The sequence below is a fragment of the Pseudomonas sp. MWU12-2020 genome, from assembly GCF_023100605.1.
GTDB classification, from domain to species: domain Bacteria; phylum Pseudomonadota; class Gammaproteobacteria; order Pseudomonadales; family Pseudomonadaceae; genus Aquipseudomonas; species Aquipseudomonas fluorescens_H.
The window spans coordinates 548,064-574,557 of the sequence record NZ_JALMEX010000001.1; the positions used below are offsets into that span (position 1 = coordinate 548,064).

A 26,494-nucleotide genomic window follows, 5' to 3' on the forward strand; every position below is an offset into this window, starting at 1 on the left:
CGCCATCGTGAGTGATTGACCATGAAATTCGCAGCTATCGAAGACGCACGCCTGTTCCTTGAACAGAACCCCGATATCGACATGATCGAGCTGTTCATCCTCGACGCCAACGGCGTGCCGCGCGGCAAGCTGTTGCACCGCGAGGAACTGCTGGCGGTCTACGAAAGCGGTCGCCCGCTGCCCAGCACCATCCTCGGTTTGACCGTACAGGGCGAGGACGTGGAAAACTCAGGTCTGGTGTGGGACGTCGGCGACATCGACTGCCGCGCCTACCCGCTCGAAGGCAGTCTGGTGCGCCTGCCATGGCGGCAGATTCCAACTGCGGCGGTGCAGGTCAGCATGCACCCGACCGAGGGCCTGCCAGCGAGCATCGCCGACCCGCGTCATCTACTGATCAAGGTAATCGACGGCCTCAAGGCCGAGGGTTTTCACCCGGTGATGGCGTGCGAGCTGGAGTTCTATCTGCTCGACGCCAAACGCGATCACAACGGTCGTCCACAACCGGCGCTGGACGCCGACGGTGGCCGACCGCGACACACCCAGGTCTACGGTTTGCGTGAACTGGAGCAGATCGAACCGTTCCTCGCCGACCTCTACAGCGCCTGCAAACTGCACGGCATTCCGGCGCGTACAGCGATCTCCGAATACGCCCCGGGCCAAGTGGAAATCACCCTCGAACATGGCGACGCCTTGCTCGCGATGGATCAGGCGGTGCGCTACAAACGCTTGGTCAAAGCGGTGGCGCACAAGCACGGCATGCGGGCGACTTTCATGGCCAAGCCGTTCGATGATCTGGCCGGCACCGGCATGCACATGCACGTCAGCCTCGCCGATGCCGAAGGGCGCAATCTGTTTGCTTCCGAGGACCCGGCCGGTACGCCGCTGCTGCGCACCGCGATTGGCGGCATGCTCGCCTCGCTGCTCGATTCGCTGCTGCTGTTCTGCCCCAACGCCAACTCCTACCGGCGCTTCCAGGCCAACAGCTATGCGCCATTGGCGCCGACCTGGGGCGTCGACAACCGCACCGTCAGCCTGCGCGTACCGGGCGGCCCGGCCAACACCCGGCACATCGAACACCGCATCTGCGGCGCCGACGCCAACCCGTATCTGGCGGCGGCAGCGATCCTCGCCGGGATCCATCGTGGCATTCGCGAAAGTCTTGATCCGGGTGCGCCAGTCGAGGGCAACGGCTATGCGCAAGCCAAGGAATTGCTGCCGACCGACTGGCTGACTTCGCTACAAGCGCTGGAGAATTCCGCGTGGGCACGGGATGCCCTGGGCCAGGAATTTCTCGGGGTGTACCTGGCGGTGAAACGCGCCGAGTACCGGCAGTTCATGGCCGAGGTGGGTGAACAGGATTGGCGCTGGTACCTGACCGAAGCCTGAAGCACAGCATCAATCCCCCTGTGGGAGCGGGCTTGCTCGCGAAGGCGTCGTCACATTCAATATTTCAGTGACTGACCCACCGCATTCGCGAGCAAGCCCGCTCCCACAGGGGATTGCACTCCGAACTCCGAATTTTGTGTGGACACTGACATGACCCAACGCTGCAATTCCTACTACACCGCCACCCTCAACCAGGACACCGACTACCCGACCCTGCAGGGCCGGCACCAGGTGGATGTGGTGATCATCGGCGGCGGTTTCACCGGCGTTGCCACCGCCGTCGAACTCGCCGAAAAAGGCCTGAAAGTCGCCATCGTCGAGAGCAATAAAATCGGCTGGGGCGCCACCGGACGCAATGGCGGGCAAGTCACCGGCAGCCTCTCCGGCGACGGTGCGATGCGTAAACAGATGCGCCCGAAACTCGGTGATGAAGTCGACGATTTCATCTGGCACCTGCGCTGGCGCGGGCATGAAATCATCCAGCAGCGCGTGGCGAAATATGGCATTCAGTGCGACCTCAAACACGGTCATTTGCACGCTGCCTACAAGCCCAGTCACATGACTGATTTGCGCAACGACTACGAAGAAGCCGTGCGTCGCGGCCTGGGTGATCAAGTCAGCCTGCTCGACCGCAGCCAGGTGCGCGACCTGCTGCAAAGCGACCTCTACCACGGCGCGATCAAGAACACCCGCAACATGCACCTGCACCCGCTCAACCTGTGCATCGGCGAAGCGCGGGCGGCGGAGAGTCTTGGTGCATTGATCTTCGAGAACAGTGAAGTGTTGGAGATCATTCACGGCAAAACCCCAGGGGTGCGCACCGCCCATGGCCAGATCGACGCCAATCAGGTGATGCTCGCCGGTGACGTCTATCACAAGCTCGAACCGGGTCAGCTCAAGGGCAAGATTTTCCCGGCCATGGGCGGCATCGTCACCACCGCGCCGCTGGGTGATCTGGCGCGGCAGATCAACCCTGAGGACCTGGCGGTGTACGACTGCCGTTTCGTCCTCGACTACTACCGCCTCACGGCTGACGGGCGTCTGCTGTTCGGTGGTGGCGCCAATTACAGTGGCAAGGATTCACGGGACATCGCCGCCGAGCTGCGTCCGTGCATCGAGCAGACGTTCCCGGCGCTCAAAGGGGTGCAGATCGACTACCAGTGGAGCTGCGCGATGGGCATCGTGATCAACCGCATCCCACAACTGGGCAAGCTCTCGGACAACGTCTGGTATTGCCAGGGTTATTCCGGACACGGCATCGCGACGACGCACATCATGGGTGAAATCATGAGCCGCGCGATCACCGGGCAGATGGAACAGTTCGACACCTTTGCGCAGTGCCAGCACATTCGGGTGCCGATGGGGGATTTGCTGGGCAATCCGTTGCTGGCGGCGGGGATGTGGTATTACCAGATGCTTGAAAAACTGCGTTGATCGCACTGGCCCTTTCGCCAGCAAGCCCGCTCCCACAGGTTGATTGCATTCCAAATGTGGGAGCGAGCCTGCTCGCGAAGAGGCCAGCAGCCTCACTACAAACCTCAGTCCGGCAACTGCTCCCACATTGAAATGCATTCCAAATGTGGGAGCGGGCTTGCTCGCGAAGAGGCCATCAGCCTCAGCACAAAATCTCAATCAGGCAACTGCTCCACCACAATCCCCAACCGCCGATAATCCTCGATACTCCCCGACGCCACATGCCGCTCGGTAATCAGCGTATGCAGGCGCGTACACGAAGCCACCACAAACGGCTCCACCGCGCCCAATTTATCCGCGGTGGTCACCGCAATCACCCGCGCCGCGCTGTCGAGCAGCGCCTGCTTCACCGGCACTTCATCAAAATGCAGCGAGGTGATACCCACCTCCGGATGAATAGCGCAGACGCCGGTAAACGCCAGATCGGCCTTGATCCCGGCCAACAACCGCACCGCCTCATGCCCACCGGCCGACATCGTGCGCGGGTTCAGTTGCCCACCGGCCAGAATCACTTTCACGCCCTTGTATTCGGACAGCGCAATCGCCGTCATCGGTGCGGCGGTCACCGCGGTGATCTGGATATCCGCCCGCAGCGAGCGCGCCACCTGCAACGTGGTCGAGCCAGAATCGAACAGCACGATCTGCCCGTCCTCGACTTTCTGCGCCGCCCATTGCGCCAACCGCACTTTCACCTCGTCAGTCTCATCCAGTCGGGTGAAGAAATCCTTACCGGAGTCCTTGGGCCTTGGCAGCGCCCCGCCGTGCACGCGCTGCACCAGTCCGGCGTTGTCCAGTTCGGCAAGGTCGCGGCGGATGGTGTCTTCGGACACGGCGAAGTGCTGGCTCAACTCGGAGGCCATGACCTTGCCGTCGCGTTCGAGGATCAGGAGGATTTTCTGCCGTCGCAGGGAGGGCAGTTCGGTGACCGAATGATCGTGCATGGTTATGCCTGTTTATGCTTGTAGTTGCAGGTTTTGCCGAGACTAGCGAAAGCCTGGGGCAAACACAAACCGGCGGGTATCAATTGTTTCGATCATTGGAATCAACATGCCGAATTTTTTCTTTGCTGTGCGTCTGTTCAGAATGGCCCCACTCGAAAAAGGCTCAGGATGAACAGCTGATGAATCTCAATTTTGCGTTTGCGTGCATGATCGTGGTGTCTTTTGCGATTGCCCTGGGCCACGCCTGACCCACTACACCGACGCCGCCAGGTGCTCTCGCAACCATTTGTGTGCCGGATCGCGGTGCGCGCGCTCGCCCCAGAACATCGCCATTTCGTAGCCCGGCACCGGCAGCGGCGCGTCGACCACCTGCAACGCCGGGTTGCCGCGCACCAGCCGTGACGGCAGCATCGCCACCAGATCGGTACTCGCCAGCACCGACATCACCATCAGAAAGTGCGGCACCGACAGCACCACTTTGCGCGCCAGACCGACCTCGGCGAGCGCCTTGTCGGTCACCCCGAAAAAGCCCCCGCCCTCACGCGACACCATTACGTGTTCCAGCGCGCAGAACTGTTCGCGGTTCGGTTTACGCGTCAACCCCGGATGCCCGACGCGACCGGCCAACACGTAATGCTCGGTGAACAGCACCCGCTGATGCAGATCCAGCGGCGCCTCTTCGGTGATGTGCAGCGCCAGGTCAAACACGCCCTGCTCCGCCTGCTTGACCAACTGCGCCGGCATCAGGTCGAGCACCGCCAGCCGCGTGCCCGGCGCCTGAGTGCGCAAACCGCTGAGGGCCGGCAGCACCACCGTCGATTCGCCGTAATCCGTCGCCGCAACTTTCCAGATGTGGCGGGCCTGCGCCGGATCGAAGGCACTGGCCGGCGCCACCGCTCGCTCCAGTGCCTCCAGCGCTTCACGCAACGGCTCACGCAACTCATCGGCCCGCACCGTCGGTCGCATCCCGCGTGGCCCGGGCAGCAACAGCGGGTCGCCGAAGATCTCGCGCAACTTGGCCAAGTGCACGCTCACTGACGGTTGCGACAGGCTCAACCGCTCTGCGGCGCGGGTTACGTTGTGTTCTGCCAATAACACGTCTAGGGTCAACAGCAAATTGATATCCAGACGTCGTAAATTATTCATGGCTATACCTGACATATCAGACATTCATTTCCAATATACCGATCAAGGATTGATCCTGCCTTCATTCAACCAAGGAGCTGCAACATGAATGTGCTACTGGTCTACGCCCACCCTGAACCTACCTCGCTCAATGGCTCGCTCAAGGACTTCACCGTCCAGCGCCTGCAAGCCGCCGGCCACACCGTGCAGGTCTCCGACCTCTACGCGATGAACTGGAAGACCACCCTCGACGCCGACGACGCCCCTGAACGCGACCGCAGCCGCCCGTTTGACGCCTCAGGCGATTCGAAACTGGCCTACGCCCAGGGCACCCAGGCCGCCGATATCGCCGCCGAGCAAGCAAAACTGCTCTGGGCCGACGCACTGATCCTGCAATTCCCACTGTGGTGGTTTTCCATGCCGGCGATTCTCAAGGGCTGGGTCGAGCGCGTGTACGCCTGCGGTTTTGCCTACGGCGTTGGCGAACACTCCGATTCGCGTTGGGGCGAGCGCTATGGCGAAGGGAAAATGAAAGGCAAGCGGGCGATGTTGATGGTCACCACCGGTGGCTGGGACTCGCACTACAGTCCGCGCGGGATCAACGGGCCGATTGATGACGTGCTGTTCCCGATCAACCACGGAATCCTCTACTACCCCGGTTTTGAGGTGGTGCCGCCGTTCGTGGCCTATCGCGTCGGTCGCATGGACGAGGCGACATTTGCCGCGACTTGCGAGGAACTGGGCACGCGGCTGGATGAATTGTGGAGCACGCGGCCGATTGCGTATCGACAGCAGAACGGCGGCGATTACGAGATTCCGGCGTTGACGTTGAAGGAAGGTATTGCACCAGGGCTTGAAGGCTTTGCCGCCCACACTCGGTAAAGATAACTGAACCTTTGTGGCGAGGGAGCTTGCTCCCTCCCCACAGGGAGGTGTGCTTCAGACTTCCTCCCGCGCCCGCCGCACCTGCACCAGCAACGCCGGCGCAAAGTGCAGCAGCACCATCCGCGCCAAGTGGTGCGTGAGGATAAACACCACATTCAGGCCTCCGGCAAACGCGACAATCGCAATCGTCTCGATCGCCCCGGGCATGTACGCCAGCCACAGCGACAGCGGATCACTGCCCAGCCACCGCGCCGCCACTTCGGCGAAAACCGCCGCCACCACGATCATCAGGCCGACCGACACCAACGCCGTCCGCCCATGCCGCCCCAATTCCGCAAGGCCGAGCCCCTGAAAGCGCGAACCGATCCGCACGCCAAGAATCAGCGCCGCCAGATTCAGGCTCCAGTCCGGCATGTGGAAGCCGTGCAGCCATCCCGATTTCACGAACACCGCGGTGAGCAGAATTGCCGTCAACATGAACGGCGCCGGCACGCCGATCACCAACAGCAAGCGCCCGATGACGATGCTCAAGCCGATCAGCGCCAGCACCGTCAACGCCATGCCCGTGCTCAATGGAGCGCTTTCCATCACGGCCACCGAGGCCTGCCCGGGAATCAAAAAACTCACTAACACGGTGATCAACAGCAAGCGCATCAGGTGGACGATGATGACTTTGCTCGAAGCCTTTTCCGATTCGAGCAAATCAAACACCGCCGCCAATGCGCCGGGGTACACCGCCAACAGCGCATCGGTGCGATTCCATCCTGCGCCACGGGTCAGCCACCATCCGGCGAGGGCAATCTGCACGGTCAGGCATATCAGCAGAACGCCGAGACTCGGCAACATCGCCGAAGCCGTCGCACTGTCCCACGCCTCGAATATCAGCCCGGTGGCGATACCCAGCGTGACCTGGATGTAGCCCAAGCCATAAGGCGTCGCGGGGGCAAACCCGAACCTGGTGGCGACCAATGCGGTGACAAGAATCGCCCCCAGCAACAAGCCATGAGGGACACCGCTGACCTGCAACGCAGCGCCAACGGCGGCCGCGATCAACAAACACAGAATCGATTTCATATTTTCGCCTTCCTGGCTATTTCCCTGAGGTATTCCACTCCCCTGTAGGAGCTGCCGCAGGCTGCGATCTTTTGACTTTGATTTTTAGAAGCAAGATCAAAAGATCGCAGCCTTCGGCAGCTCCTACAGGGGGGTATTCCTTCTTACGCGCGCAACCGACCAATCGCCCGCCGATACTTCTCGACCCGCTCCAGATCCTCCCAACTCGGCGAGGCGATCCGCGACAGGTCGCTGTTCTCTTCCAGATCCGCCAGTTTCACCACCCGGCCAATCGGGTTCTGCGCAGCACGCTCGACGAAATCCTCGTAGGACTCGCCGGGCACTTTGGTCACTGATTCAATCGCCGTCAGCACCTCTTCGCTGAAACCTTCCTTGCGCAAGTCATCGAGGCTGACGCCGCAATCCTCGACCACATCGTGCAACACGGCGACGATGCGTTCTTCCAGCGAGTTCATGCGCAACATGACTTTCAGCGGATGCAGAATGTACGGCGCACCGCCCTTGTCCACCTGCCCGGTGTGGGCGGTGGCGGCGATGGCGATAGCGCGTTCGAGGGTTTGAGTCATGCGAGTCTCCGTGGTTTAAACGCCGTAACGGCCGCCGACATGAATGTTGCGTTTGAGCCAGTTGCCGATTGTTTTCAAGCGCCCCACTGGCTGGGAATGTTGTTCAAGAATCACGGAAACCAATATCGCCTGATCCACCCCCGGATGCGCATCGATCACCTGCGCCACCCACGCACAATCGGCTTTCTGCAGATGTTCACGCCACTCGCCGGGCCACGCGTCCAGCTCATCCAGCGCCAACCACCGCGCCCCGCCCTGATTGGCATGCCCGCCGCCAATCGATTGCTCGAAACAGAACGGCGTCGCCGGTCGGGACAAGTCAATGCTGAAGATGTAGATGTCTTGAGTGGGGTGCTGCGGCGTGGGGGCGTTGTTGCGGCTGCCGATTTCGATCATGCGCGGTTCCGTCCGTGGGTGAGGCGTTACAACTTGTTTCGCAGTCTACGACGTGGTGCCGATGGGGGGAACCTTTGGCGATGAACCGGGGGGTGGCAAGTGAAAAGTTTGACTGGGCAGTCCGGGAATTGCGTTTCAGCCGCCCAGAAAAAAGGGGCACCGTTGGGTGTCCCTTTTTGCGTATGGAGGCAAGCGGATCAATCAGCGCTTCATCGCTTCACACTGATTGCGCAGGTCAGAATCATGGATGCTCGAACACGTACTGCCCTTCTTCGCCTCACAAAATGCACGCTGATCGCTGTCATGGATGCTGGAGCAGGTACTGCCTTTCTCAGCCTCACACATTGCGCGCAAATCCGAATCATGAATGCTCGAACACGTGCTGCCCTTTTTCGCCTCGCAGTAAGCACGCTGGTCGCTGTCGTGAATGCTCGAACAGGTACTGCCCTTCTCGGCTTCACATGTTGCGCGCAAATCCGAATCATGAATGCTCGAACACGTGCTGCCCTTTTTCGCCTCGCAGTAAGCGCGCTGGTCGCTGTCGTGGATGCTGGAACAACCGGCAAATGCGTAACCGCTGAACATCAACAACATCGCAAGAATCAGTTTCATCTCACACTTCCTTGGGTTTGCCTGGAAACAGTCAGGCACTGGTTGATCCGTTCGAAATGAGCGTCGCGACACGCCATCAAATTGACATCGGATTTGAGGAAAGTTCCGGGGTGGGGATGCGGGCTGGATTTTGGGATCTGATAACTGCGTAGGAAATGACTGCGCGTGGTGAGGGAGGTTGTTTCTTCTGGACTGAGAAGCTGCACCAAACCCGGCAGGTCACTTTTCCCAGGTACACCGCAGGCCTTGATTTACGTCGGTTGCGCCGCCGAACTGAAGCCAGCTCTTAGGCCAAACGTGGTGATTTTGCGTCCTACAGGCTGATTACGGCAGTAGGGATCGGTGCCTAGAGTGAGTCTGTCGCCGAACGAATTTAGCGATAGGGTTTCGCAGCCCTCAGAAGTGACACACGCCGTTCAATGGCAACTGTGGCAAAATCCGCCACCGTTCAATTTACGGCGGCTGTGTGTGGGAGACCTTCGGGTCTGCCGGTTTAGCTCTTCTCCGGTCTGCGAACCCGCATACAGCTGCCACCCATTTGTTTCGCAGCCTGAAGGTGGCACTTTTTAACCAACTGAAGAGTGCTTAATATGACCAGCAAAACACCGCTCCGCCATTGCGTAAACATGTCCCACCCTGCCACCGACCACCCGGTGCTGTTAATCGACGCCGATGTCCCACTCCGCGATCTTCACTCCTGCCTCGCCGAACGCCTCCACGCCGTCCTGAAATACCTCGACCTCATGGCATGCACCCGCCTCCCCTACCATTCCGAACACGACATCAACACCATAACCACCATCGCTCGGATCATGGTGCAAGACGTAAGTGATGTGTTTCGGATGATTGAGCAACGGCAGGGCGATACTCCAATCAAGCGATGACCTTAACTACCCAGAAAACCGCAACAGTGCGGTTTTCTGCCCCTAGGCGATCGCACTACCAAAAGTGCACGATTCGACCCGCGGCAACTCATATCTTCTCTTCGACTTTGGTATTACCCCCTTTCAGTGCCATAAACTTAATGGCACTCTGACACCTATTCCTGGAGGTTGCTAAGCCATGAATTTTAGATTTGCTCAAAGGATTGTTTCTCTGCCGCCAACTGAGAAAAAGGAATTCACATGTTCATTTGGAATGCTGCACTCGACTCTTCAAAGCTTTTACCACCTCAACAGCAACTTTTCCTGTTTCAGGAATCGCGAACCCAAAATTCTGAAATATTTCAGTGGTTGTACGACATTTCATGGGGGTAGCGAAACCCGACACACAACTTAACCAAAAACGTTTTTTAATAAACCCAACCCAGAAATCAATAAAGCCAACACACCACATCACTAACACATTTAGTAGAAGCCTGCCAACTCAAAACCAAATTTAAATAAAATTGGGATCCCACAAAAATATACCGAACTGTATTACCAAGCAAAAACCACACTTAATAGAACAAGGTAACTCATGGAAAATTCCGGGGCTTTAACATTCTGGTCAGCAGACGCATTAATATCTCTCACAAGAGGTCAATCGTACAATTGGCTCACGCCGGAGCTGATATCAAGACTATCGGCATTTGTAGAAGGCTTCATACTTTTTGATAAGATAAGACTACCTGAAAGGTATAGCAAATACGATGAATTAAAAGAGCTTGGAGGAGAAAATTCATTTCTATTTACTCCTGCAAAAGACGTTCTACACTCGGATGATTTAACGAAAGGCATCACGATCGATGTGAACCTCGCACTTGCTGCATTCTCTGATATTGCAAACGAAGACGCATACTGGACGATCCAACACGACCCAGACTTGTACGAAGAAATGCGATCACAAACCTCCGAAATCGCAAATAGCAGAACAATGAGCTTAATGAGAATCTGGCTTTCAAGTGCAACAAATGAAATATCAGAAAAATATGGATCAACCCTACTACTACCTAACTCCCTAGCAAGTATCGAAAAATATACAAAAATCAACAGCCAAAACACAGACTATATTCACGAAAAATATAGCGAATTCTCTAAGTATTACCAAGGGCAGCTAATCTCCGCTTCAAGATCAGTTGAAGACCCTTACATTGACACGATAAAAAATTTCCCCCCGCTACTCGCATGCCTCCTTGATCGCGCAAAGAATAGCGAGCACATCTTAGACACATTAAATAGCATGCGTAAAGAGTACTCAGAGCTAAGGGACTTAAGGAAAAATTTCACTTCAAGTATTTCAAATACAAATACGGTTGGCCAAAAACGTGAAATTATTGAAGCGTGGAATACATCATGGGAGCATTTGCTTAAATCAGATTTCAAGAGAACAGGATTTTTATCGAGAAAAATATCATCTGGCGACATTGTAAAAATGGTTTTCAATCCAAACAACTATATAGAAATACTAAAATTCTTAGCTCAACAAAGCGTGGATCATTTTGATGAAGGCAAAAGGACAAAACAATTCAAAATATTCTGCAGGATAGCCGCTGATTCCAGCGCCGTGCTCTTTAATAATCAGACTCTTTTAAAAAAATTTGGCATCCAGGGCGTCGCCCATTCAACTTAAAATGAGCAAAACCCTTCCAACCATTCAAAAAAAGGAATCAACCTTGACAAAAATATATTTCGACGAATCAGGCAATACTGGACGTCAATTAGGTGATCTAAACCAGCCAGTTTTTATTCTAGGCTCATGCGATTTTACAGAAGCAGAATGCAATGAACTGCTCGCCCCATTAAGGTCTCGCCAGTCAGCAGAAGTTCATTTTAAAAGACTAAGAAGGACAGCTAGCGGTCAAGATAAAATTATCGCACTGCTATCATCAGAGCTCATCTCAGACACTCGCTATAAGTCTTGCCTATTTCACAAACGTTTTATGTTGCTCTGCAAGCTATTAGACGACCTAGTAGAAAATCTATTACACGAAAATGATGTAGATTTTTACGCAGGAGGCCTAAATCGCTCTCTAAGCAATCTTCTATTTTTTGCACTTCCAACATATTGCGGCGAGGAGGCATTCGAAAAACTTCTCACTAACTATTACGACATGGTGATATCAAAAAAAGGAGAGGATATACGAAAATTCTACAGACACGTCGTTGAAATGCGTAAAACATGTGAAAAACAAGAGGAAAAACTTGGATTTTTCTTCGATCTAATAATGTTAACCGAGCGGAATATAAATAACACGCTAAAGAGAATTAAACACAACACCTTCAACCCTGCAATACCCGCTTTTTTCAACCTGTGTGTAGCTTGGGGGGAGAGCCATGAAACATTTGAAGCTATCTGCGATGACTCGGCACCAGTTGAACAACAAGAATCTTTTTTCAATGCCATAAGCGAACTAAATAACTCAAAAGCCACCCTTGGATACGGCCCTAACAAATTTGAATTGCCCCTTAGGTTGAGCAGTCTAAGTTTCACATCCTCGCATGAATCAGACGGTGTTCAGGTCACAGATATAATAACCGGCGCGATTGCCTATTACATAAATAAACTAACATCCGGAGACACTAACGACGAGCTTTATATAAAACTAATGAAACTAAACAAGCTGGACAAATTAATCGGTCGAGTAAACTGGCCATCTATGGAGATCACCCCTGAGGAGCTAGGCCACGCTGAAAATGAGTCTGGAAATAGCCCTATCGACGCCATGGCTAATTACATGATCCAGAACCGTATAAATACTAAATAATGAATATGTCAAACACGCATTTAAAGTATTAAATTGAGATTAACAAACATGAACCTTGATGCTAAAAAGATAGGCCACAATCATCCTGAAAACTATGGGCACGACAAACCATTCACCCTCTTTTATGATGAATCCAACAATCCGAGAAAGCTCTTATTAAACGGATCAGGCTTAAATATAAAAAAACATGACAACTATGTATTAGGAGGGATTGTACTCGAACCAGAACAAAACATCCCGGACATCTCGACACTTCGGAAGTTACTCAAGGTACAACAGAACGCCGAAGAAATAAAATTCTCACATGTGGCAAAGGGTGACTTTGAGGCCGCTATAAATTCAAAAAAACTAGAAATAGTATTGAGTTGGCTTCTCAAAAACAAAATCGGAATCCACTACACCAACTTAAACATCCTCAACTGGGCGACACTAGACATAATAGAGTCAATAGTTGCAGAAGATAGTTTTATCCAATACCAACCATTCCACCGCGAACTAAAAAATGAACTATTTTCAATTATAACGTCAGACTTGAGCGGCTTCCTTGAAATACTAAAGTCCTACGACTATCCAAACATTGAGGACAACAACGTCAAGCCTTTCCTACGGTCAATCATTAACTTTGTAAAGGTACACTACCCTCTTAAGAGAAACCAATTCACAGAAGAACTAAAATTCCTTCTAATCAAAGCCCTAGAAATACCTAGACTAATTTTTCTCACCAATGAAAAACCTCATACATTGATAGAAAGCTTTCATCATTTCTTTCTCAACAGAATAGCCACTTTCAAAAATGCAACTCACATTTTCGACGAAGAGAAAAAAATCCAAGCTGACCTTCAGGATGTCCGAGTAATAGATAATCAAAAAGAAATTTCGTATTCATTCAGAAACTCTAAATCAACACCCGGCATCCAGTTATCTGACATCACAATGGGACTAGTAGGGCGATATTTTTCATTTATTGAAAAAACACCTTTCAGCACTTTGATTCACAAAAGAAAAAACCTTAATAAATTGCAAATCAAGAATCTTGAGCTCTTAAGAAGCCTGATATATCTATCCGACCACTCTAGTAACGCGCTACTTTTCCAAATCACTACACTTGAAAGCGAAGCAAAACACTATTTCCTTATGACAGGAAAACTCGCTAACGGAGACATACCTTAATTCACAAAACCGCCTAAAACTTCACGCGTGGCCGACTACAGACAGCATCTGTTCGCCACGCACAACAAAAACAGACTAAAAGTTTTTATTTGTTAAAGAGAGTTATAATAGGCAATCAACTCTTTGCTTTCGTCCACACCTCGAAGCGTAGCACCAAACTCACCAATTTCTTTTCTAAACCTTTTCGCACGAGCATTGACATCGTAGATATCTTTAAGAAGAGGGAGCTTTTGATGATATAGACCAAGAACCTGAAATTCACCAACATGATGAATCAGCAGATGTTTATCTATGGCCTTGGCCACATCCCAAATCAATTTTTTATACTTCACAGCTCGCTCCGGAGTTACAACCTCCATTGGACTTGTGGTTTTTACACCATGATCTCTCGATTTGTCCAAATCACGTCCAAACGCATGACCAATATTATTTCTAATTTTCCTTATAGCATCCAGCTCCGTGCATTTATCAGTGAGAATCTTAGGCGCTCCTCCAAAAATATTTTTGTATGCACGAATACGACTTGACCAATCACCCTTAGTGCAGGACATTATTTCGCTGTTAAAAGAAAGCTTTCGCTGCTCGCCATGTTTCAAGAGCATTATTCCATCAATTTTCTTTGAAGCATCAAACAATATTCCTGGATCTGATTCCAAAGCTAATCTTACAACTGATGCCATATAGGTTTCCAAATTCGCGGAAACAGCCATCAATCCGTTCAAATTTGTCCAATTACTTAATTGATTAAAGGCGTTCGACCAATCTTTTAAATCACTGTACAATTCGGGCCTGTCTGCGGTTGAAATATCGAAGTGCTTGGATACATCATCCTCAAACAAAGCTTCCTTATGCTTAAGTTGCGCGTAAACGAATTTTTTTGATACAACGTGCGACCAAAACATCCTGTCGTATTCATTCGTATATTTCTTGAACACTTGAAAAGGCCAAGTAGATTGTTCACGCGAGGTCCATCGATCAAACTTATGAATACTTCGCGCCATCTCCATCCCTTAAAATGAGAACTAAATATAAAATAATGATTCAGTCGAAAATTGCTCTAACTACCAACTTCAAAAATTCGCCGGCGTATTCGCACTAATAATCTCCGCCTCATCCGCCCCGATATTCCGGAACTTATGCGGCAGTGTCGTCGGAAAATAATACCCATCCCCGGCATTCAACACGCTCACCTGCCCATCCACGGTCAACTCCACAGTGCCACGCGTCACCAGCCCACACTCCTCACCTTCCGCATGCACGATCGGCTCTTCCCCGGAGCTCGCGCCCGGAGCGTATTGCTCGCGCAGCAGGCGCATCTGGCGGCTTGGGACGGAGGCGCCGATCAGCAGCAGGCGCAGGCCGTGGCGGCCGAGGTCGGGTTGTTCGTTGGCGCGGAAGACGTATTGGTGTTCGCGCGGGGGCTGGTCGAAGGTGAAGAAGTCGGCCAGGGACATGGGGATGCCTTCGAGCAGCTTTTTCAGGGAGCTGACGGAGGGGCTGACGCGATTCTGTTCGATCAGGGAGATGGTGGCATTGGTCACGCCGCTACGCCGGGCCAGCTCGCGCTGGGAGAGTTTGTAGCTTTCGCGTACTAGTTTGAGTCGAGAACCCGTATCCATGACAGCCTTATGTGAGTAGTACTTAAGGGCAATGGGGGTGGGTGGCGGGTGCCGCGCAAGGCGCGCGGATCACGTTGCTCCCGTGTCCCGGAACCGTGAAAGGCGGCTATTAAATCACGTTTGCCGGTGTTGCTCAGCAGGTTCGATGGACGGTGGGATAAAAGTCCTTCTGGCCTTGGTAATACAGTCACTGTGGGAGCGAGCCTGCTCGCGAAAGCGCTGTGTCAGACGACATGTGCGTTGGCTGAACTGGCCCCTTCGCGAGCAAGCCCGCTCCCACAGTTGGATCTGTTTTGTGTCATTTGGCTTGGTAGCGGTCGTCAGGCCGCCATCGGCGGTGTTGCTACAGCATTAAAAAACCGGCGGGGTCTTGGGGGCCGCCGCCGGGGAGGTAACTAGATGCCGAAGCGGTCGCGCAGCGAGTAGTAGACGGCGCCGAGGGCGGTCAATGGGGCGGAGAAGGTGCGGCCGCCGATCATTGGCATGTGCGGCAGCGAGGCGAACGCGTCGAAGCGTTCGGCGTCGCCACGGATCATTTCCGAAATCAGTTTGCCGGCCAGGTGCGAGCAAGTGACGCCGTGACCGCTGTAGCCTTGCATGTAGTAGGCGTTTTTCTCGATGCGGCCGAATTGCGGCATGCGTGACATGGTCAGCAGGAAGTTGCCGGTCCAGCGGTAGTCGATTTTCACATCCTTGAGCTGCGGGAAGGTCTTGAGGATCTTCGGGCGGATCAGTTGTTCGATGTCGTCCGGTTCGCGCGCGCCGTAGACCACACCGCCGCCGTACAGCAGACGGTTGTCGGCGGTGAGGCGGTAGTAATCCAGCAGGTAGTTGCAGTCTTCGACGCAGTAGTTATTGGTGATCAGGCTGCGCGCCTGCTTCTCGGTCAGTGGCTCGGTGACGACGATCTGCGAGCCGCAGGGCATGCTTTTCGCGGTCACGCGGTTGTCCAGACCTTGCGGCAGGTAGGCGTTGCCGGCGATCAGCAGGTACTTGGCGCGCACCTGGCCTTTGGCGGTACGCACGACGTTCGGCTCGCCGTATTTGATTTCCACGGCAGCCGATTGCTCGTAAATCTTGCCGCCCAGACGCACGATGGCCGCGGCTTCACCGAGGGCCAGGTTCAGCGGATGCACGTGACCGCCCTGCATGTCCAGCAGGCCGCCAACGTAGGCGTCGGAGCCGACTTCGCGACGGATGTCAGCGGCGTCGAGCATCTTCAGGTTTTTGTTGCCGTAACGTTCCCAGCTGCGCTTCTGCTCGGCCAGACCGTTGAGTTGTTTCTTGTTCATCGCTGCGAAGATGCCGCCCGGGCGGTAGTCGCATTTGATGTCGTATTCCTTGATGCGCGAACGGATGATGTCGGCGCCTTCGAAGATCATGCTGCCGAGGATTTCTGCCGTCTTGTCGCCGTAGCGTTCTTCGATCACATCAACGTCGCGGCTGTAAGAGTTGACCAGTTGCCCGCCGTTGCGACCGCTGGCGCCATAGCCGACTTTCGCCGCTTCCAGCACCGTCACTTTGTAGCCGGCCTCGGTGAGGAACAGCGCCGAGGACAGGCCGGTGTAGCCGGCGCCGATGATGCAGACATCGCACTCGACCGACTCTTCAAGGGTCGGGAAGTCGATGACTTCGTTGCGGGTGGCGGCGTAGTAGCTGTTGACGTGTTGTTGCTTCATTTTATTGTTCTCCGAGGGTCGCCCGTAGGAGCGACCACCGTTGTAAAAGAGTTAGAGCTTGATCCAGGTCGCTTTCAGCTCGGTGTACTTGTCGAACGCGTGCAGCGATTTGTCACGACCGTTGCCCGACTGTTTGAAGCCACCGAACGGCGCGGTCATGTCGCCGCCGTCGTACTGATTGACCCAGACGCTGCCGGCGCGCAGGCCACGGGCGAAGGTGTGCGCCTTGCTCAGGTTGCTGGTCCAGACGCCGGCGGCGAGACCGAAGATGCTGTCGTTGGCGATCTGCAGCGCTTCTTCAACGGTGTCGAAGGTGATCAGCGACAGCACCGGGCCGAAGATTTCTTCGCGGGCGATGGTCATCGCATTGGTCACGCCATCGAAGATCGCCGGTTGCACGTAGAGGCCACCGGTTTCTTCGAGGGTGCGCTGGCCGCCGGCGATCAACTCGGCACCCTGCTCGCGACCGATGCTGATGTAGCGCAGCACGTTGTCCAGTTGACGCTGATCAACCACCGCGCCGACGGTGGTCGCAGGATCCAGTGCGTGCCCCGGTTTCCACGCTTGCAGCGCTTCCACCAGCAGCGGGATGAATTGCTCGCGGATCGAACGTTCGACCAGCAGACGCGAACCGGCGGTGCACACTTCGCCCTGGTTGAAAGCGATGGCGCCAGCCGCAGCCTGGGCTGCCGCGCGCAAGTCCGGGGCGTCGGCGAACACCACGTTCGGGCTCTTGCCACCGGCTTCGAGCCAGACGCGTTTCATGTTGCTTTGGCCGGCATAAATCATCAGCTGCTTGGCAATCGCCGTGGAGCCAGTGAAGGCCAGCACGTCGACGTCCATGTGCAGCGCCAGCGCCTTGCCGACGGTGTGGCCGAAGCCCGGCAGGACGTTGAACACGCCTTTCGGGATGCCCGCGTTCAGTGCCAACTGCGCGATGCGAATCGCGGTAAGTGGCGACTTTTCCGAAGGCTTGAGGATGAACGAGTTGCCGGCGGCCAGGGCCGGGGCGAATTTCCAGCTGGCCATGATCAGCGGGAAGTTCCACGGCACGATGGCGGCGACGACGCCGGATGGCTCGCGGGTCACCAGACCGAGTTGATCGTGCGGCGTGGCGGCAACTTCATCGTAGATCTTGTCGATCGCTTCGGCGCTCCAGCGGATCGCGTTGGCGGTCGCCGGGATGTCGATGCTCATTGAGTCGCTGATCGGTTTGCCCATGTCGAGGGTTTCCAGCAGCGCCAGTTCTTCCTGGTGTTGCAGGATCAGATCGGCGAAGCGGATCAAGATGCGCTTGCGCTCGGCCGGAGCTTTGTTGGCCCACACGCCGGAGTTGAACGATTGGCGCGCGACTTCGACGGCGAGGTTGGCGTCGGCTTCATCGGTGCTGGCCACGGAGGCGAGGAAACGGCCGTCGACGGGGCTCAGGCATTCGAAGGTGGCGCCGCTGATTGCCGGGCGGTATTCACCGTTGATGAACGCGCGGGATTCGATGGTCAGGGACTGGAAGCGTTGTTCCCAGTCGTTGCGGGTCATGGTCATGGGGGTGACTCACAGGAGAATTGGTGACCGATATCCCTGTGGGAGCGAGCTTGCTCGCGAATACGGTGGGTCAGTCACCTTCAATGTTGAAGGTGATGGCCTCTTCGCGGGCAAGCCCGCTCCCACAGGGTTTTGCGGTGTTAACGGGATCGCGCTTGAGCGTCAGACGGTATGCAGATACCAGTTGTACTCAAGGTCAGAGATCGAGTTTTCGAACTCGGCCAGCTCGCTTTCCTTGCACGCGACGAACACGTCGATGTACATCGGGTCGATGTAGCGGGCCATGACTTCGCTGTCGTCCAGCTCGCGCAATGCGTCGCGCAGGTTGTTCGGCAGGCTCTGTTCGTTCTGCTCGTAGCTGTTGCCTTCAACGGGCGCGCCTGGCTCGATCTGATTGGTCAGGCCGTGGTGGATACCGGCCAGCACCGAGGCCATCAGCAGGTACGGATTGGCGTCGGCGCCGGCAACACGATGCTCGATGCGCACGGCGTCGGCCGAACCGGTTGGCACACGGACTGCAACGGTGCGGTTGTCGATACCCCAGCTCGGCGAGTTCGGCACGTAGAACTGCGCACCAAAACGGCGGTACGAGTTGACGTTCGGGCAAAGGAAAGCCATTTGCGCAGGCAGGGTCTCCAGCACACCGCCGATCGCATGTCGCAGCGCGGCGTTCTGCTCGGGATCCTCGCTGGCGAAGATGTTGTTGCCTTCTTTGTCCAGGATCGAAATGTGCACGTGCAGACCATTGCCCGCCTGGCCCGGATACGGCTTGGCCATGAAGGTGGTGTCCATCTCGTGGTCGTAGGCGATGTTCTTCACCAGACGCTTGAGCAGAACAGCGTAGTCGCAGGCCTTGATCGGGTCGGAGACGTGATGCAGGTTGACTTCGAATTGCGCCGGGGCACTTTCCTTGACGATGGCGTCAGCCGGAATGCCCTGCTCTTTCGCGCCTTCGAGGATGTCTTGCAGGCAGTCGACGTATTCGTCGAGATCGTCGATCAGATACACCTGAGTCGACACCGGGCGCTTGCCGGAGACCGGCGAACGTGGCGACTGCGGACGGCCGTTCACGTTGTCCTGGTCGATCAGGTAGAACTCCAGTTCGAATGCGGCGCAGATGGTCAGGCCCAGTTCATCGAACTTGCGCACGACGTTGGCCAGCACTTCACGCGGATCGGCGAAGAACGGCTCGCCTTCGATCTCGTGCATGGTCATCAGCAGTTGTGCGGTTGGACGCTTCTGCCACGGCTCGATGCTCAGGGTGCCCGGGATCGGGTAGCAGATGCGGTCGGCGTCGCCGATGTCCAGACCCAGGCCGGTGCTTTCCACCGTGGAGCCATTGATATCCAGAGCAAAAAGAGAGGCCGGCAGGTTGATGCCTTTCTCGTAAACCTTGTGGAGGCTGGTGCGTTCGATGCGCTTGCCGCGCACCACACCGTTCATATCCGCAATCAGAAGGTCGACGTACAAAACCTCAGGATATTTCTTAAGGAATGCGTTTGCTTCGTTGAGTTGAACGGTACGCAGAGGGACCGACATGATGCACCTATTTAGCTGTTAATTATTATGTTCACTGCTGTTTCGCCGAGCCAGTCAATCCGAAAGGCAAAGTGAAGTCAATAGCGAACACCTGGCCGCTCAGCGTTTATTTTTCAGGCTTTTTTTAACACTCACGTGCCAATGCAGGCGCCACAAGGCCGGGAATCATGAAGATTTGATGAACGGCGTTTAGAATTTTTTACATGGCAGTTGTTAATTAAAATCAACGAGGCTAAGCTCCGGAAAAGCTCGTTCAAGTGTCAAACTTCGAGGTGAATAAAAATGGCATTCAAGCCATTGATCGGCGTTACTGCGTGCGTCAAACAGATTGGCCTGCACCCCTATCACATCAGCGGCGACAAATACGTTCGCGCTGTCAGCGTTGCGGCGCTGGGGCTGCCGGTGGTCATTCCTTCCCTTGGCAAACTGACTGAAATCGAAGACCTGCTCGGTCAACTCGACGGTCTGTTGCTGACCGGCTCGCCCTCGAACGTGGAACCCTTCCACTATCAAGGCCCGGCCAGCGAACCCGGCACGGATCACGATCCGGCGCGGGACGCCACCACCCTTCCTCTATTGCGTGCAGCCATTGCGGCGGGCGTTCCGGTACTCGGCATTTGCCGTGGCTTCCAGGAAATGAACGTGGCCTTCGGCGGCAGCCTGCACCAGAAAGTGCATGAGCTGCCGGGCATGCTCGATCACCGCGAAGCCGACAGCCCGGACGTGGCCGTGCAGTACGCACCGGCGCATGCCGTGAGCGTGCTCGCTGGCGGTGTGTTCGAAGCGCTGGAGTTGCCCCGCGAGTTCCAGGTCAACTCGATTCACAGTCAGGGCATCGACCGCCTCGCGCCCGGCCTGCGTGCCGAAGCGGTGGCGCCGGATGGCCTGATCGAGGCGATCTCGGTCGAGCACAGCCCGACCTTCGCCCTCGGCGTGCAGTGGCACCCGGAATGGCAGGTGCTGGACAACCCGAACTACCTGCGGATTTTCCAGGCGTTCGGCGAGGCTTGCCGGCAACGGGCGGCGCGACGCAACCAGCGCTGACTCAACCCAGGATTTCAAAACTGTTTACTGCCCCCACGGGGTCGGCGGTTGCGCGTGTGCGCATCCGTCATCCGTGAAAACAACAAACCGTAATAACAACAAGTACGACCCAGGCAGCCAGGACGGCGGCGCCGACCAAGCCGGATCGTAGGAGCAGTGCCCGTCAGGACAACGCAAAACCCTGTGGGAGCGGGCTTGCTCGCGAAAGCGCTGTGTCAGGCAACAACGATGTCGACTGACACGACGCCTTCGCGAGCAAGCCCGCTCCCACAGGGGAAAGTGATCCGACAGGAAATGCGCTTACAGGCTTGCAATCCACTTAAGCCCGGCCACGTTGGCCGAGCGAACGAAACCTGTTGGGAGTTTCACATGGCAAACGCCTCCAGCACTTACCGGAAGGCACTTGAAGGCCACCAGCAACCGAAAAAGGTTCTGGTGAAAGTCGATCGTGTCACCAAGAAGTTCGACGAAACCACGGCAGTGGACGATGTGTCCCTGGAGATCCACCAGGGCGAAATCTTTGCCCTGCTCGGTGGCTCCGGTTCGGGCAAATCGACCCTGCTGCGCATGCTCGCCGGTTTCGAGCGGCCGACCGAAGGGCGGATTCTGCTCGACGGTGTGGACATCACCGACATGCCGCCGTACGAGCGGCCGATCAATATGATGTTCCAGTCCTACGCGCTGTTCCCGCACATGACCGTGGCGCAGAACATTGCCTTCGGCCTCAAGCAGGACCGTTTGCCCGCCAGCGAAATCGACGCCCGCGTCGAAGAGATGCTGCGCCTGGTGCACATGACCCAATACGCCAAACGCAAACCCCATCAGCTGTCCGGCGGCCAGCGCCAGCGCGTTGCCCTCGCCCGCTCGTTGGCCAAGCGTCCGAAGCTGTTACTGCTCGACGAGCCGATGGGGGCGCTGGATAAAAAACTGCGCTCACAGATGCAACTGGAGCTGGTGCAAATCATCGAGCGCGTCGGTGTGACCTGCGTGATGGTGACCCACGACCAGGAAGAGGCCATGACCATGGCCGAGCGCATCGCGATCATGCACCTCGGCTGGATCGCCCAGATCGGCAGCCCGGTGGACATCTATGAAGCGCCGGTGAGCCGCATGGTCTGCGAATTCATCGGTAACGTGAACGCCTTCGACGGCACCGTGGTGGAAGACCTTGAAGGTCACGCGATCATCCACAGCCCGGACCTGCAGCAGAAGATCTACGTCGGCCACGGCGTCAGCACGTCGGTGCAGGACAAGTCGATCACCTACGCGATCCGTCCGGAAAAAATGCTCGTCAGCACCATCAAACCCGAAGTCCGCTACAACTGGTCCGAAGGCAAGGTGCATGACATCGCCTACCTCGGCGGCCACTCGGTGTTTTACGTCGAGCTGCCGGGCGGCAAGATCGTTCAGTCGTTCATGGCCAACGCCGAACGCCGTGGCGCGCGTCCGACCTGGGACGACGAGGTCTACGTGTGGTGGGAAGACGACAGCGGCGTGGTACTGCGCTCATGAGAACCTTCAATCAGCAATTCCTGCGCCTGGTGCCCAGCGGGCGAAAGTTCGTCATCGGCATCCCGTTCATCTGGCTGTTCCTGTTCTTCATGTTGCCGTTTTTCCTGGTGATGAAGATCAGCTTCTCGGAAGCCGCGCTGTCGATCCCGCCGTACTCGGAGATCTACACCTACGCCGAACAGAAATTCCAGCTGATGCTGAACATCGGCAACTACACCATGCTCGGCGAAGACGAGCTGTACCTGTCGGCCTACCTCGGTTCGCTGAAAGTCGCGGCGCTGAGCACGATGATGTGCCTGGTGATCGGTTTCCCGATGGCCTACGCAATCACCAAGGCGAGCAAGGAAGCGCAAAACGTCCTGCTGCTGTTGATCATGATGCCGACCTGGACCGCGATCCTGATCCGCGTTTACGCGTGGATGGGCATCCTCAGCAACAACGGTCTGCTCAACGCGTTTCTGATGTGGACCGGGCTCACCGATCACCCGATCGAGATCCTCAACACCAACACCGCGGTGTATATCGGCGTGGTCTACGCCTATCTGCCATTCATGGTGCTGCCGCTGTACGCCAACCTGGTGAAGCACGACGGCAGCCTGCTGGAAGCGGCGTCCGATCTGGGTTCGAGCAACTTCAACAACTTCTGGAAAATCACCGTGCCGCTGGCCAAGAACGGGATTATTGCCGGCTGCATGCTGGTGTTCATTCCGGTGGTTGGCGAGTTCGTGATCCCGGAACTGCTGGGTGGCCCGGAGACGCTGATGATCGGTCGCGTGCTGTGGCAAGAGTTCTTCAATAATCGCGACTGGCCGGTGGCGTCTGCGCTGGCGGTGGTGATGCTGTTGATCCTGATTGTGCCGATTCTGCTGTTCAACCGCAGCCAGGCCAAAGAGATGGAGGCACGGGGATGAAACGCTTCGGTTTTTCCAAGTTCATGTTGATCTTCGGCCTGATGTTCATTTATCTGCCGATGCTGATTCTGGTGATCTACTCGTTCAACGCCTCGAAACTGGTGACGGTGTGGGGCGGCTGGTCGGTGAAGTGGTACGTCGGCCTGCTCGACAACACGCAACTGATGGGCTCGGTGGTGCGTTCGCTGGAAATCGCCTGCTACACCGCGATCGCCGCCGTGGCGCTGGGCACGCTGGCAGCCTTCGTGCTGACGCGGGTGACGCGCTTCAAGGGGCGCACGCTGTTTGGCGGTCTGGTCACCGCGCCACTGGTGATGCCTGAGGTGATCACCGGTCTGTCGCTGTTGCTGCTGTTCGTGGCGATGGCGCAGTTGATCGGCTGGCCGCAGGAGCGTGGCATCGTCACGATCTGGATCGCTCACACCACGTTTTGTGCCGCCTATGTGGCGGTGGTAGTCTCCGCCCGCCTGCGTGAACTGGATCTGTCGATCGAAGAAGCCGCGATGGATCTGGGGGCCAAGCCGTTCAAGGTGTTTTTCCTGATCACCATTCCGATGATCGCGCCGTCGCTGGCAGCGGGCGGGATGATGTCGTTCGCCCTGTCGCTGGACGATCTGGTGCTGGCAAGCTTCGTCTCCGGTCCGGGCTCGACCACGCTGCCGATGGAAGTGTTCTCGGCGGTGCGTCTGGGCGTGAAACCTGAGATCAACGCGGTGGCGAGCCTGATTCTGCTGGCGGTGTCGCTGGTGACCTTCCTGGTCTGGTACTTCGGCCGCAAGGCAGAAGCCAACCGCAAGAAGGCGATTCAGGAAGCGATGGATCAGACAGCGAATGAGTCGTGGCAGCAGCCGCAACGCGCCGCCACTGCCTAAGCAACACCGATGAACAACTGTGGCGAGGGAGCTTGCTCCCGCTTGAGTGCGTAGCGCTCACAAGATTTTTGGGGCTGCTTCGCAGCCCAGCGGGAGCAAGCTCCCTCGCCACAGGCTTTATGTACACCCGATGTGTGTTTTTGAATAAAAAGAATGGAGTTGTACCGATGAAAATGTTTGGCAGGACTCTGCTGACACTGTCCTTAATGGGCGCAATCGCCACGGGCGTCCAGGCCAACGACAAGGTGCTGCGTGTTTACAACTGGTCCGATTACATCGCGCCGGACACCGTCAAGAAGTTCGAAGACGAGACCGGTATCCAGGTGACCTACGACGTGTTCGACAGCAACGAAACCCTTGAGGCGCGTTTGCTGGCGGGCAAGTCCGGCTACGACATCGTCGTGCCGTCCAACAGCTTCCTGGCCAAGCAGATCAAGGCCGGGGTCTATCAGCCGCTCGACAAATCGAAACTGTCGAACTGGAAAAATCTCAACCCGGTGCTGCTGAAAAACGCTGCCGCCAGTGATCCGGACAACGCCCACGCGTTCCCGTACATGTGGGGCTCGATCGGCATCGGTTTCAACCCGGCCAAGGTCAAGGAAGTGCTCGGCGCCAATGCCCCGACCAACTCCTGGGACTTGCTGTTCAAACCGGAAAATGCAGAGAAACTGAAGGCGTGCGGCATCAGCTTCCTCGACTCGCCGACCGAGATGATCCCGGCCGCCCTGCACTACCTGGGCTACCCGGTGAACGACAAGGACAAGGCGCACATCCTCGAAGCCGAAGCACTGTTCATGAAGATCCGCCCGTACGTGGCGTACTTCCATTCCTCGAAGTACATCTCGGACCTGGCCAACGGCAATATCTGCGTGGCGGTCGGTTACTCCGGTGACGTGCTGCAGGCCAAGGCCCGCGCGGTGGAAGCCGGCAACAAGGTGCAGATCGACTACAGCATTCCGAAGGAAGGCGCCGGCAGTTTCTACGACATGGTCGCGATCCCGCGCGATGCGGCGAACGTCGACAATGCGTACCTGTTCATGAACTTCCTGATGCGCCCGGACATCATCGCCGAGATCACCAACAGCAACGGCTACAGCAACGCCAACTCGGCCGCCACGCCGCTGGTGGACGAAGCGATCCGCAACGACCCGGGTTCGTATCCGTCGCAGGCGGTGATGGCGACGTTGTATGCGGTGCCGGATCAACCGATTGCCACCCAGCGAATCATGACTCGCGGCTGGACCCGGGTGAAGCTCGGTAAATAATCGAATAACCCTGTAGGAGTGAGCCTGCTCGCGATGGCGGTATGTCAGGCAGCAATGATGCTGAATGTGCCGACGTCATCGCGAGCAGGCTCACTCCTACAGTGGGTCTGTGTTGTGACACAAAGAACTGATGGTTTTCCGTTCCCGCAGCGCCTTACCACCGCTGCACTCGCATGAACGGCCTCACCTGGCTCCCTCGGCTCAGGTGAATTTCAGGCGCCCTCGGGCGCCTTTTTTTGTGGCTCAGATCAGCGGCCAATCCTGCAGAATCCGGTAGCGGCCCTTGTGCGACTCGAACAGGGCAAATCGCTCGGCACGCAGGAAAAACTCGGGCGGCGCTGGGGATTCCGGCGCCGGCGCGCGAAAATCCCGAGCCAATGTCAGGTGGGGCCTATACTCGCGATTCGCCTCTTCAAAGCCGAACGGCAACATGGCCTGCTCCAGCGCATAGACCAACCGCAACAACGCTTGCGGAGCCTGTTCAGGCGCCAGCGACAACACCCCTGCCTTGTGCCAGACCTGCAGCCGATCCAGCGCAATCCGTAGCGCTTCGCCTGGAGTGCGCACTTTGTCTGCGGCCTCACACACCTCGCCTATCTGCGCCAACGGCACCGCCCCGAGAAACAGCAGCGTCAGGTGGAAGTTGTCCGCAGGCACCGCTTTGCCGGTGCGCAAACCCAGATCGGCGCGCCACTGAGCGATGGCCTTGCGTTGTGGCGGCGGGCAGTCGAGGGCGAAAAACAGTCGCTTGAACGGTTCATCCCTGCGCGCATCATCGGTCATGGCCCTGCTCCTTCGCTCGTCGATCGGCCGATTCTACACAGCCTTCTCTGACGACTGGCGACACCCGGCTATAGTTCAAGGATTGCCATCGAACCGGAGGTCGCCATGCGCGAGATCCTCAGCAAAGAACCGTGGTGGGCCAGGCCACCCTCCCCCGGGCAGGATGAAACCGAGCTGGAATGGGGCTGGCTGGTGCATTACAGCGAGGGTGAACCGCGTTTCGAATTCGTCCACGAGCGGCCAACGGAAGAGCAAATCCGCAACCGCAAAAGCTGCCGGACAACCCCCTCCCCAGAGTGATCACCCTCCCACAGTATTTATGGCGTACGGATAATCATGGCATCTCAGCAGAACCTGTGGGAGCGTGGCTTGCTCGCGAAAGCGTCCGCACATTCAGCCTCACATTGCCTGACAC

Annotated in this window: 25 protein-coding genes; 13 read left to right on the forward strand and 12 right to left on the reverse strand. The window is 56.3% G+C overall.

The window, feature by feature from the left end:
• Window positions 1-21 precede the first annotated feature (21 nt).
• Together M0814_RS02610 and M0814_RS02615 are read left to right on the forward strand one after the other, a co-directional pair.
• Window positions 22-1,386, forward strand: a complete 1,365-nt coding sequence (locus M0814_RS02610) for a glutamine synthetase family protein (protein WP_103486403.1) — start codon at window positions 22-24, stop codon at window positions 1,384-1,386.
• A gap of 150 nt (window positions 1,387-1,536) precedes the next feature.
• On the forward strand, window positions 1,537-2,820 hold the full coding sequence (locus M0814_RS02615; RefSeq protein WP_003226085.1) for an FAD-binding oxidoreductase: 1,284 nt from the start codon (window positions 1,537-1,539) through the stop codon (window positions 2,818-2,820).
• A 194-nt stretch (window positions 2,821-3,014) separates the two neighbouring features.
• Here M0814_RS02615 and M0814_RS02620 read toward each other — a convergent pair whose 3' ends face one another.
• A complete protein-coding gene (locus M0814_RS02620) occupies window positions 3,015-3,800 on the reverse strand; it encodes a DeoR/GlpR family DNA-binding transcription regulator (RefSeq protein WP_103486402.1) in 786 nt (261 codons plus the stop codon).
• A gap of 252 nt (window positions 3,801-4,052) precedes the next feature.
• On the reverse strand, window positions 4,053-4,946 hold the full coding sequence (locus M0814_RS02625; protein WP_218565917.1) for a LysR family transcriptional regulator: 894 nt from the start codon (window positions 4,944-4,946) through the stop codon (window positions 4,053-4,055).
• 84 nt (window positions 4,947-5,030) lie between these two features.
• On the opposite strand from M0814_RS02625, the gene M0814_RS02630 reads away from it, so the two are divergent.
• Complete coding sequence (locus M0814_RS02630) at window positions 5,031-5,807, forward strand: NAD(P)H-dependent oxidoreductase (RefSeq protein ID WP_103486400.1); 777 nt, start codon at window positions 5,031-5,033, stop codon at window positions 5,805-5,807.
• A 57-nt stretch (window positions 5,808-5,864) separates the two neighbouring features.
• Here the strand turns inward: M0814_RS02630 and M0814_RS02635 are convergent, their stop codons facing one another.
• From M0814_RS02635 to M0814_RS02650, 4 genes are all read right to left on the reverse strand, one after another.
• Complete coding sequence (locus tag M0814_RS02635; RefSeq protein WP_103486399.1) at window positions 5,865-6,884, reverse strand: AbrB family transcriptional regulator; 1,020 nt, start codon at window positions 6,882-6,884, stop codon at window positions 5,865-5,867.
• A gap of 143 nt (window positions 6,885-7,027) precedes the next feature.
• Window positions 7,028-7,450, reverse strand: coding sequence for an HD domain-containing protein (locus tag M0814_RS02640; protein ID WP_003226088.1), 423 nt, complete (start codon window positions 7,448-7,450; stop codon window positions 7,028-7,030).
• A 15-nt stretch (window positions 7,451-7,465) separates the two neighbouring features.
• Window positions 7,466-7,846 carry a hypothetical protein gene (locus M0814_RS02645; protein ID WP_103486398.1) on the reverse strand — a complete coding sequence of 127 codons (381 nt, stop codon included), beginning with the start codon at window positions 7,844-7,846 and terminating at the stop codon, window positions 7,466-7,468.
• Between the two features lie 201 nt (window positions 7,847-8,047).
• On the reverse strand, window positions 8,048-8,458 hold the full coding sequence (locus M0814_RS02650; protein ID WP_112997811.1) for a hypothetical protein: 411 nt from the start codon (window positions 8,456-8,458) through the stop codon (window positions 8,048-8,050).
• Window positions 8,459-9,048: 590 nt separating this feature from the next.
• Here M0814_RS02650 and M0814_RS02655 point away from each other — a divergent pair.
• The 4 genes from M0814_RS02655 to M0814_RS02670 all read left to right on the forward strand — a co-directional run bounded on the left by M0814_RS02655 (window position 9,049) and on the right by M0814_RS02670 (window position 13,313).
• Window positions 9,049-9,342, forward strand: coding sequence for a fructose-bisphosphate aldolase (locus M0814_RS02655; RefSeq protein WP_103486178.1), 294 nt, complete (start codon window positions 9,049-9,051; stop codon window positions 9,340-9,342).
• Window positions 9,343-9,916: 574 nt separating this feature from the next.
• Window positions 9,917-11,008, forward strand: a complete 1,092-nt coding sequence (locus M0814_RS02660; RefSeq protein WP_146774690.1) for a hypothetical protein — start codon at window positions 9,917-9,919, stop codon at window positions 11,006-11,008.
• 43 nt (window positions 11,009-11,051) lie between these two features.
• Window positions 11,052-12,143: a DUF3800 domain-containing protein gene (locus tag M0814_RS02665; RefSeq protein WP_247868456.1), complete on the forward strand. Its 1,092-nt coding sequence runs from the start codon at window positions 11,052-11,054 to the stop codon at window positions 12,141-12,143.
• Window positions 12,144-12,191: 48 nt separating this feature from the next.
• On the forward strand, window positions 12,192-13,313 hold the full coding sequence (locus M0814_RS02670; protein WP_103486175.1) for a DUF3800 domain-containing protein: 1,122 nt from the start codon (window positions 12,192-12,194) through the stop codon (window positions 13,311-13,313).
• Window positions 13,314-13,405: 92 nt separating this feature from the next.
• On the opposite strand, the gene M0814_RS02675 is transcribed toward M0814_RS02670, so the two are convergent.
• The 5 genes from M0814_RS02675 to M0814_RS02695 all read right to left on the reverse strand — a co-directional run bounded on the left by M0814_RS02675 (window position 13,406) and on the right by M0814_RS02695 (window position 19,692).
• Entirely contained in the window at window positions 13,406-14,314 is a 909-nt protein-coding gene (locus M0814_RS02675) for a hypothetical protein (protein WP_146774689.1), read from the reverse strand.
• A gap of 69 nt (window positions 14,315-14,383) precedes the next feature.
• Window positions 14,384-14,932 (reverse strand): cupin domain-containing protein, encoded by a 549-nt coding sequence (locus M0814_RS02680; protein WP_003226097.1) that lies wholly within the window; start codon window positions 14,930-14,932, stop codon window positions 14,384-14,386.
• Window positions 14,933-15,327: 395 nt separating this feature from the next.
• A complete protein-coding gene (locus M0814_RS02685; RefSeq protein WP_003226098.1) occupies window positions 15,328-16,611 on the reverse strand; it encodes an FAD-binding oxidoreductase in 1,284 nt (427 codons plus the stop codon).
• 51 nt (window positions 16,612-16,662) lie between these two features.
• Window positions 16,663-18,153, reverse strand: coding sequence for an aldehyde dehydrogenase (locus M0814_RS02690; RefSeq protein ID WP_103486173.1), 1,491 nt, complete (start codon window positions 18,151-18,153; stop codon window positions 16,663-16,665).
• A gap of 162 nt (window positions 18,154-18,315) precedes the next feature.
• Window positions 18,316-19,692, reverse strand: coding sequence for a glutamine synthetase family protein (locus M0814_RS02695; protein WP_003226100.1), 1,377 nt, complete (start codon window positions 19,690-19,692; stop codon window positions 18,316-18,318).
• A gap of 282 nt (window positions 19,693-19,974) precedes the next feature.
• Here M0814_RS02695 and M0814_RS02700 point away from each other — a divergent pair, with 282 nt between their 5' ends.
• The 5 genes from M0814_RS02700 (at window position 19,975) to M0814_RS02720 (ending at window position 25,296) form a co-directional block, all read left to right on the forward strand.
• Entirely contained in the window at window positions 19,975-20,736 is a 762-nt protein-coding gene (locus M0814_RS02700) for a gamma-glutamyl-gamma-aminobutyrate hydrolase family protein (protein ID WP_103486745.1), read from the forward strand.
• Window positions 20,737-21,105: 369 nt separating this feature from the next.
• Window positions 21,106-22,248, forward strand: a complete 1,143-nt coding sequence (gene potA / locus M0814_RS02705) for a polyamine ABC transporter ATP-binding protein (protein WP_112997810.1) — start codon at window positions 21,106-21,108, stop codon at window positions 22,246-22,248.
• Window positions 22,245-23,159, forward strand: coding sequence for an ABC transporter permease subunit (locus M0814_RS02710; protein ID WP_003226104.1), 915 nt, complete (start codon window positions 22,245-22,247; stop codon window positions 23,157-23,159). The genes potA and M0814_RS02710 overlap by 4 nt, the downstream gene beginning before the upstream one ends.
• Window positions 23,156-24,031: an ABC transporter permease subunit gene (locus M0814_RS02715; protein ID WP_003226106.1), complete on the forward strand. Its 876-nt coding sequence runs from the start codon at window positions 23,156-23,158 to the stop codon at window positions 24,029-24,031. Before M0814_RS02710 ends, M0814_RS02715 begins: the two co-directional genes overlap by 4 nt.
• 167 nt (window positions 24,032-24,198) lie before the next feature.
• Complete coding sequence (locus M0814_RS02720) at window positions 24,199-25,296, forward strand: polyamine ABC transporter substrate-binding protein (RefSeq protein WP_103486685.1); 1,098 nt, start codon at window positions 24,199-24,201, stop codon at window positions 25,294-25,296.
• Between the two features lie 243 nt (window positions 25,297-25,539).
• On the opposite strand, the gene thpR is transcribed toward M0814_RS02720, so the two are convergent.
• Window positions 25,540-26,079: an RNA 2',3'-cyclic phosphodiesterase gene (gene thpR, locus M0814_RS02725; protein WP_103486686.1), complete on the reverse strand. Its 540-nt coding sequence runs from the start codon at window positions 26,077-26,079 to the stop codon at window positions 25,540-25,542.
• 105 nt (window positions 26,080-26,184) lie between these two features.
• On the opposite strand from thpR, the gene M0814_RS02730 reads away from it, so the two are divergent.
• A complete protein-coding gene (locus tag M0814_RS02730) occupies window positions 26,185-26,379 on the forward strand; it encodes a hypothetical protein (protein WP_103486687.1) in 195 nt (64 codons plus the stop codon).
• Window positions 26,380-26,494: the final 115 nt, after the last annotated feature.

Bases quoted from the DNA above. Each gene is read 5' to 3' on its own strand.
- M0814_RS02610 (WP_103486403.1), top strand. From the start codon at position 22: ATGAAATTCGCAGCTATCGAAGACGCACGCCTGTTCCTTGAACAGAAC.
- M0814_RS02615 (WP_003226085.1), top strand. From the start codon at position 1,537: ATGACCCAACGCTGCAATTCCTACTACACCGCCACCCTCAACCAGGAC.
- M0814_RS02620 (WP_103486402.1), bottom strand. From the start codon at position 3,800: ATGCACGATCATTCGGTCACCGAACTGCCCTCCCTGCGACGGCAGAAA.
- M0814_RS02625 (WP_218565917.1), bottom strand. From the start codon at position 4,946: ATGAATAATTTACGACGTCTGGATATCAATTTGCTGTTGACCCTAGAC.
- M0814_RS02630 (WP_103486400.1), top strand. From the start codon at position 5,031: ATGAATGTGCTACTGGTCTACGCCCACCCTGAACCTACCTCGCTCAAT.
- M0814_RS02635 (WP_103486399.1), bottom strand. From the start codon at position 6,884: ATGAAATCGATTCTGTGTTTGTTGATCGCGGCCGCCGTTGGCGCTGCG.
- M0814_RS02640 (WP_003226088.1), bottom strand. From the start codon at position 7,450: ATGACTCAAACCCTCGAACGCGCTATCGCCATCGCCGCCACCGCCCAC.
- M0814_RS02645 (WP_103486398.1), bottom strand. From the start codon at position 7,846: ATGATCGAAATCGGCAGCCGCAACAACGCCCCCACGCCGCAGCACCCC.
- M0814_RS02650 (WP_112997811.1), bottom strand. From the start codon at position 8,458: ATGAAACTGATTCTTGCGATGTTGTTGATGTTCAGCGGTTACGCATTT.
- M0814_RS02655 (WP_103486178.1), top strand. From the start codon at position 9,049: ATGACCAGCAAAACACCGCTCCGCCATTGCGTAAACATGTCCCACCCT.
- M0814_RS02660 (WP_146774690.1), top strand. From the start codon at position 9,917: ATGGAAAATTCCGGGGCTTTAACATTCTGGTCAGCAGACGCATTAATA.
- M0814_RS02670 (WP_103486175.1), top strand. From the start codon at position 12,192: ATGAACCTTGATGCTAAAAAGATAGGCCACAATCATCCTGAAAACTAT.
- M0814_RS02675 (WP_146774689.1), bottom strand. From the start codon at position 14,314: ATGGCGCGAAGTATTCATAAGTTTGATCGATGGACCTCGCGTGAACAA.
- M0814_RS02680 (WP_003226097.1), bottom strand. From the start codon at position 14,932: ATGGATACGGGTTCTCGACTCAAACTAGTACGCGAAAGCTACAAACTC.
- M0814_RS02685 (WP_003226098.1), bottom strand. From the start codon at position 16,611: ATGAAGCAACAACACGTCAACAGCTACTACGCCGCCACCCGCAACGAA.
- M0814_RS02690 (WP_103486173.1), bottom strand. From the start codon at position 18,153: ATGACCATGACCCGCAACGACTGGGAACAACGCTTCCAGTCCCTGACC.
- M0814_RS02695 (WP_003226100.1), bottom strand. From the start codon at position 19,692: ATGTCGGTCCCTCTGCGTACCGTTCAACTCAACGAAGCAAACGCATTC.
- M0814_RS02700 (WP_103486745.1), top strand. From the start codon at position 19,975: ATGGCATTCAAGCCATTGATCGGCGTTACTGCGTGCGTCAAACAGATT.
- potA (WP_112997810.1), top strand. From the start codon at position 21,106: ATGGCAAACGCCTCCAGCACTTACCGGAAGGCACTTGAAGGCCACCAG.
- M0814_RS02710 (WP_003226104.1), top strand. From the start codon at position 22,245: ATGAGAACCTTCAATCAGCAATTCCTGCGCCTGGTGCCCAGCGGGCGA.
- M0814_RS02715 (WP_003226106.1), top strand. From the start codon at position 23,156: ATGAAACGCTTCGGTTTTTCCAAGTTCATGTTGATCTTCGGCCTGATG.
- M0814_RS02720 (WP_103486685.1), top strand. From the start codon at position 24,199: ATGAAAATGTTTGGCAGGACTCTGCTGACACTGTCCTTAATGGGCGCA.
- thpR (WP_103486686.1), bottom strand. From the start codon at position 26,079: ATGACCGATGATGCGCGCAGGGATGAACCGTTCAAGCGACTGTTTTTC.
- M0814_RS02730 (WP_103486687.1), top strand. From the start codon at position 26,185: ATGCGCGAGATCCTCAGCAAAGAACCGTGGTGGGCCAGGCCACCCTCC.